4 protein-coding genes are annotated in these 3,584 nt (G+C 37.0%); all 4 read right to left on the reverse strand.

Features of this window, described 5'->3' with window-relative positions; genetic code table 11:
* Positions 1 to 164 precede the first annotated feature (164 nt).
* Positions 165 to 1,022: an EamA family transporter gene (locus tag FJ213_13030; GenBank protein ID MBM4177074.1), complete on the reverse strand. Its 858-nt coding sequence runs from the start codon at positions 1,020 to 1,022 to the stop codon at positions 165 to 167.
* Positions 1,023 to 1,030: 8 nt separating this feature from the next.
* Positions 1,031 to 2,089 carry an agmatine deiminase family protein gene (locus tag FJ213_13035; protein ID MBM4177075.1) on the reverse strand — a complete coding sequence of 353 codons (1,059 nt, stop codon included), beginning with the start codon at positions 2,087 to 2,089 and terminating at the stop codon, positions 1,031 to 1,033.
* 129 nt (positions 2,090 to 2,218) lie between these two features.
* Complete coding sequence (locus tag FJ213_13040; protein MBM4177076.1) at positions 2,219 to 2,593, reverse strand: GxxExxY protein; 375 nt, start codon at positions 2,591 to 2,593, stop codon at positions 2,219 to 2,221.
* 57 nt (positions 2,594 to 2,650) lie between these two features.
* On the reverse strand, positions 2,651 to 3,568 hold the full coding sequence (locus tag FJ213_13045; protein MBM4177077.1) for a carbon-nitrogen hydrolase: 918 nt from the start codon (positions 3,566 to 3,568) through the stop codon (positions 2,651 to 2,653).
* Between the last annotated feature and the right edge of the window lie 16 nt (positions 3,569 to 3,584).

Raw genomic sequence — 3,584 nt, forward strand, 5'->3', positions numbered from 1 at the left:
AATTTATTTTTATACACTTGAGTTTAATGGACAAAGTCAGACGAAGAAAATGATTTACCTAAAGTAGAAATAGCTAAGCAAGTAGAACACAGATGACACGGACCTGCTTGCCGCAGGCAAGTTTCGACGGGTTATCACTGATTAAATTTTCAAAGAAATTCATTCTAAGAAAAAGTAATCAACAAAACTCCAATAAACATCAAAATTGCCGCAGTTAATCTTTCCTTCAAATTTCCTTCCTTAAAGAAAATTCTTCCGAAGATTACACTCAATATTGAATTTGTACGCTTGATTGAAATTACATAAGGAACAATCGTTAAGCTTATTGCAATCATGTGGCAAATGATTGTGAGAGCAGAGAGAACTCCGATTCCTGATAACGCTTTAAAATTCTTTTTGAATAAATCTGGATGATTTTTAAATGTTGGAATCACGAACAATAAAAGTACAAATCCAATATATGCTTGAATTGTAAATGAATAAAACAACGGAGATGAGTTAACAACTCCAATCTTATCAAAGTTTGCTGTGATGCTCCAGAGTAAAACAACAAACAGCATGTATCTCGGTCCTTTCTCAAATATAATTGCTTTGAATGGTGCAAGAAATCCGTTCCAGCTGCTTTTTAAATTTAATAAATAAGCACCAAGTACAATCAAAACCATTCCCGCAATGCCTTGTGAATTTGGAAATTCACCAACAATTATTGGTGAAGTAATTAATAATAAAAGAGGAGACAATGTTGTAAGAGGTACGGTTATCGATAAATCGGAATGCTTGATTGATTTCATAAAAAATACAAGTGCGGCAACGTTCAAGCTTCCGCTGACAAATAATCCTGCAAAATACATCGGCTTGATTTCGGGCAGCTCGAAAAACAAAACCGGAGTTAGAAGGATCGCAGAGAAAAAACAATTGCTCCATGCTACTACATACTCATCGACATTTTTGAGTGTAGCTTTAGCAGCAACATTTTTAAGCGAGTCGAAAAGTGCAACACCGAATGCGAGGAGAATCCACATTTATCGAATTACTCCGCTGGATGTTCGTGAGTTAAGCAGTGAATAGTTCCAAGCCCCCAGACAAGATCAACCGAATGAATTCCAACAACTTTTCTATCAAGAAATAGTTCAGCCAAAATTCCGAGAGCGATTCTATCCATTGGGTCGTTGAAAGTCGGGACTATAACGTAAGCGTTCGAAATATAAAAATTCGCATAGCTTGCTGGAAGACGCTGTCCATCAAAGTAGAGCGGTTCGGGCATTGGAAGTTCCACAACTTGTACTTTCGACCCATCTTGAAGAGTCATAGTCTCAAGCCGCTCTCGGTTCTCTTTAAGTGAAATATAATTTTCATCTTTAGGATTATTTTCTTGAACTATTACGACTGTATTTGGATTTACAAACCTGCAGAGGTCATCAACATGTCCATGCGTATCATCGCCGGCTATACCTTTACCGAGCCAAAGAACATTTGTTATGCCAAGATACTTTTTAAATACTTCTTCGTAATCTGTTTTTGTAAATCCTGGATTTCTCACTTGAACCTTCGTATCCATCAAACATTCTTCTGTTGTGATGAGTGTTCCTCGACCATTTGTATCAATTGCGCCACCTTCCAAAATAACATGACGATTTTCGTGTAGTGCTGGAATTAAAGGGAGTTGATATTTTCTTGAGATTGTTTGTGGAATCCTCAAATCATATTTATGATTCGGATATTTCGCCCAGCCGTTAAATCTGAATTGCACGGCTTGCATTTTGCTTTCGTTTGTTTTCACAAATGCAGGGGAAGAATCTCGAAGCCAGCCCCGGTCTGTTTTTAGTTTTATGAATTCTATATTTGAAAGGTCAGCATTAGTTTTTCTCAACATTCTAATTGCAGATTGTTCATGGGTTTTATCGTTGACGAATATTCTCACGATTTCTCCTTCACAAATTCGTTTAACAATTTCGCCATAAACCCAAAGTATCGGTGTAAATTTCCCAGGCCAATCGTTTTTATTGTGAGGGCAGCCGATGTATGTGGCTTCGTGCTTTTCCCATTCGGCTGGGAGAAGTGGATTCTTTAATTCGATTTCTATTTTCATTTGAGAGATATTATTGTTTATTCAATATCTTTATGGCACAGAGATTCTCTCCATTTGAGAGGTCTCATTGTTAGTTCAATATTCTTGTATCACAGAGTCACTCAGAGAAGACACAAAGTTACACAGAGGTTATAAGATAAATCGTTTAATTCCATCCTTCAATATTCTTACATTAAAGTTAAGTAATAGACCTAATTTTTTATTTGCGAATCTCAAATAAGTTAAAACCTGAGCTTGATGAATAGGAGAGATTGCATCAACGGATTTAATCTCAATTACAATTTCATTTTCAACTAAAATATCTAACCTATATCCGCATTCTAATTTTATTTCTTTGTAAATAATTGGAACCGCTTTTTGTCTTTCAAATTTCAAACCCTCTTGATGAAGCTCAAAGCATAAGCATTCTTCATATGCCGATTCTAATAATCCAGGGCCTAAATGTTTATGCACTTCAATTGCACATCCAATAATTTTTTGTGTTAATATATTTTGGTTATTCATAAATTTCTCTGTGTCTCTCCGTGACTACTCTGTGCGTCTCTGTGAAATTGTTCTCAATTAATCAATAAATCTTTTTGTTATGTCACAATAAGCATCGACTCTTCTATCACGCAAAAAGGGCCAGTGCTGCCGGACAGATTCAACATAACTCAAGTTTATTTCTGCGTAAACTATTTCCTCCTTATCACTTGAAGCCTGGGCAACGATCTCACCCTGCGGATCGCATATAAAAGATGAACCCCAAAATTCAATTCCATTACTTTCTTTATCGAGTTTCTCATGTCCCAATCGATTTGCTGCAGCGACATAAATTCCATTTGCCACTGCATGACCGCGTTGAACGGTTATCCACGATTCTTTTTGCTTCGCTCCGTATTTATCTTTTTCAGAAGGATGCCAACCGATTGCTGTCGGATAGAAAAGAATTTCCGCACCCTGAAGTGCAGTCAGTCTCGCCGCTTCGGGATACCATTGATCCCAACAGATGAGAGTTCCAATATTTCCGAACTTTGTGTTGAAAGACTTGAACCCCAAATCTCCCGGAGTGAAATAAAATTTCTCGTAATACGCTGGGTCATCGGGAATGTGCATTTTGCGGTAAGTTCCGGCGACTTTGCCATTCGTGTCAATCACAGCAAGACTATTGTGATAAATACCGGAGGCTCGTTTCTCAAAGATCGGAACGATTGTTACAACTTTATACTTCTTTGAAATCTTTTGGAAAGTTTGCACGGATTCACCGAGCATTGGTTCGGCAAGCTTGAAATAATCGTGTTCTTCTTTTTGGCAGAAATATAAAGACTTATACATCTCGGGCAGACAAATTACCATTGCTCCATTCTTTGCGGCTTTCTCTACAAACGATTTGGCTTTCTTTAAATTGTCTTTTGGATTAGATTCCATCGACATTTGGATTAAACCGATAGTGAATTTTTTATTCGATAGATTTTGCTTTTTCAATACAGATTTAATCATACACAAGTGCTCCTTT

The organism is Ignavibacteria bacterium (genome assembly GCA_016873845.1).
Lineage (GTDB): Bacteria > Bacteroidota > Ignavibacteria > Ch128b > Ch128b > JAHJVF01.

Excerpts from the sequence above, each read along its gene's own strand:
- FJ213_13030 (MBM4177074.1), bottom strand. The coding sequence starts at position 1,022 with ATGTGGATTCTCCTCGCATTCGGTGTTGCACTTTTCGACTCGCTTAAA.
- FJ213_13035 (MBM4177075.1), bottom strand. The coding sequence starts at position 2,089 with ATGAAAATAGAAATCGAATTAAAGAATCCACTTCTCCCAGCCGAATGG.
- FJ213_13040 (MBM4177076.1), bottom strand. The coding sequence starts at position 2,593 with ATGAATAACCAAAATATATTAACACAAAAAATTATTGGATGTGCAATT.
- FJ213_13045 (MBM4177077.1), bottom strand. The coding sequence starts at position 3,568 with ATGATTAAATCTGTATTGAAAAAGCAAAATCTATCGAATAAAAAATTC.